Here is a 2,816-nt window from a genome sequence, read left to right as displayed (position 1 = left end):
GAGGAACGGGGGCCGGGCGGGGCGGGCCGCCCGGCACCGCGGATACCGCCCATGCTGCCACGCAAGATCCACTGCGCCGCGGCCGCCCGCTCCGGCTCCTCCGGGCGCACTCTCACTCGAAGCGGCTGGTGTCCCCGGCTCCGCGCCGCACGATCTCCACCCCGCCGCCGGAGAAGTCCACCACCGTGGTCGGCTCGGTGCCGCAGTCGCCGGAGTCGACCACCGCGTCCACCGCGTGGTCGAGCCGGTCCTTGATCTCCCAGCCCTGGGTCATCGGCTCCTCCTCGTCCGGCAGCAGCAGCGTGCTGGACAGCAGCGGCTCGCCCAGCTCGGCCAGCAGCGCCTGGGTGACCACGTGGTCCGGGATCCGCACCCCCACGGTCTTCTTCTTGGGGTGCAGCAGCTTGCGCGGCACCTCGCGGGTGGCCGGGAGGATGAAGGTGTAGCTGCCCGGGGTGGACGCCTTCACGGCCCGGAACACGTCGTTGTCGACGTGCACGAACTGCCCGAGCTGCGCGAAGTCCCGGCACATCAGGGTGAAGTGGTGCCGGTCGTCCAGACGGCGGATCGAGCGGATGCGGTCCATGCCGTCCCGGCTGCCAAGTCGGCAGCCCAGCGCGTAGCAGGAGTCGGTCGGGTATGCGATGAGCGCACCCTCCCGGACCGCGTCGGCGATCTGTCCGATGCTGCGCGGCTGGGGGTTCTCGGGGTGCACGTCGAAGTACTTCGCCATTCGCCGAGCTTAATGCCGCCCACCCGGACCGTGCGCGCGGCACCGGCACGCCACGGGGTTCCGGCACGCGCACGGCGGGGCGGGAACCCGGGCCCGACGCAGTTTGAAACTCGTCAGGTGTACGTCGTTGAATCCGGGGCAATCGACCGGTGAAGCACCCGGGGCCGTCCCCCCGCTCCGGGTCGCGGTGTCTCCGCCGGCGGTCCAACCCCCCCAGGGCCGCCGGCGGAGCCGCGTCTGCCGGCAGCCCAGCAGATGGCGGGCGCTGCCGGGGCCTGGGGTAACGTCCCTGGGGAGAGCCGGGGTCGAACCCCAGGATTTCCTAGGACGAGGAGATGGGTGACGTGGCCGGCCGAGCCGACGAGGCCCCCCGCACCCGGCAGCCGCACGACGCCGACGGCGTGTGGGCGGAGCAGCTGCTGGACCATCTGCGCCCCGCGGGCCGCGAACCACGCCGGGTCGTCGGCTGGCTCGGACCCGCCGTGGGAGCCGAGGTCTGCCTCCGGGACGCGCACGGCGGCCTCCTCGCCGGCGAACCCCTGCCCCTCGACGAGACCGTGCTCGCCGACCTGGTCACCGGCCGGATCTCCGCGGCCGCCCTGGAGGACGGCGGACGCCATGTCCGCATGGTCGCGATACCCCACCCGCAACAGGGCCGGGCGGTCGGCGCGGTGCTCGCGGTGTCCCGCCCCGAACCCTTCGACCGGCGCGCCGCCGAGATCGTCAACCGCACCGCGAGCGTCCTCGAACTGCTCCTGCGCGAGCGGGAGCTGACGGAGGCCGGGCGCCGGCTGCGGCGTGCCACGGCCGATCTCCGCCTCGCCATCCTGCAACTGCTGATGGTGGAGGACACCGTCTCCGCCCGCCGGGTCGCCGCGGGCCTGTGGCCCGGACTGCTGGAGGCCGACGCGGCCCGGGTCTACGTCCTGGAGGGTGCCCCTCCGGACCGGGACCGGCTCGCCGAGGACTGCGCCGACGCCACCGGCGGCGAGGCCCTCGTCGTGCGCTGCCCCGCGATGGACGGCCACGTCATCGTCGTCACCCCCCGCCCGGCGGCGGGGGAGCGGCTGCGCTCCCTCGTCGCCGGCCGGCCCGGCGTCTTCCTCGGCGGCAGCCTCCGCCAGCGCCTCGCCCGGACCGCCACCGCCTACGCGCAGGCCATCAGCGCCCTCGCCGTCGCCCGCTTCCGCCCCGACCAGACGGCCGTCTACGCCGAACGCACCCGCCCCGCACGGCTCATGGAGCCGGTCGCGCTGCGCGCCTGGTCCGCCGGAGTGCTGCGGCCCCTCGACCGGCTGCCCCACCACATCCGCGCCGAACTCCTCGCCACCACCCGGCTCGGCCTCGAGTTCACCGCGGTCAACGCGGCCAAGATACTCGGCGTCAGCCGCAACACCGTCCGGGCCCGCATGGACCGGGTCGAGACCCTGCTCGGCGCCGACTTCTCCGACCTCACCACCCGCGCCGCCGCCCACCTCGCGCTCAACACCGAGGCGGCGCGGGAACCACAGGACACCGACGAGCCGGCCCCGGCCCCGCAGGCCCCCGCGCGCCTGGGCGACCTGCTCACCTCGGCCGCGCTGCGCGCCTGGGCGCACGACCTCCTCGGCCGCCTCGACGGCGACGGCCGCGACCTGCGCGGCACCCTGCGCGCCTGGATCGCCGCGGACTCCAACGCCGAACGCGCAGCCCGCGACCTGGGCGTCCACGCCCAGACCGTGCGCGACCACGTCCGGGCCGCCGAACCCGTGCTGGAACGCCAGCTGCTGGCCATGGGCAGCGACCTGTACGAGGTCGTGCTGGCCCATCTGTCCACCGGCGCCCTCGCGGTGCCCGCACTCGGCAGGTGAACCGGGGCGAACCGGACTCACCTGTGCACGAGTGAGTCCTCGCCGCTCCCGGGAGGGCACCGGCGCGATACCCGCCGCCCTGTCCCCCCGCGTAGATTCATCGGGCCGCGGGGCACGACCGGAACGGGGGACCGGTCGGAGCCCCGCGCGCCCCGGGCCCCCCGCGGGGCCCCCCCCCGCGGGCCGCCCGCCCCCCCCCCCCCCCACCGCCCCGCCCCCCCGCCCGCCCGCGG

At 75.9% G+C, this 2,816-nt stretch carries 2 protein-coding genes; one reads left to right on the top strand and one right to left on the bottom strand.

All coding sequences use genetic code 11. The annotated features are described in order from the left end of the window. Positions 1-112: 112 nt before the first annotated feature. Positions 113-733 carry an L-threonylcarbamoyladenylate synthase gene (locus V7E45_RS39730; RefSeq protein WP_333779162.1) on the bottom strand — a complete coding sequence of 207 codons (621 nt, stop codon included), beginning with the start codon at positions 731-733 and terminating at the stop codon, positions 113-115. 335 nt (positions 734-1,068) lie between these two features. On the opposite strand from V7E45_RS39730, the gene V7E45_RS39725 reads away from it, so the two are divergent. After that, positions 1,069-2,583 carry a helix-turn-helix domain-containing protein gene (locus V7E45_RS39725; RefSeq protein ID WP_443056358.1) on the top strand — a complete coding sequence of 505 codons (1,515 nt, stop codon included), beginning with the start codon at positions 1,069-1,071 and terminating at the stop codon, positions 2,581-2,583. Positions 2,584-2,816: the final 233 nt, after the last annotated feature.

The sequence above is a fragment of the Streptomyces sp. IBSBF 3136 genome, from assembly GCF_036815105.1.
Classification (GTDB): Bacteria; Actinomycetota; Actinomycetes; order Streptomycetales; family Streptomycetaceae; genus Streptomyces.
This window is presented reverse-complemented; position numbering and strand designations above follow the sequence as displayed.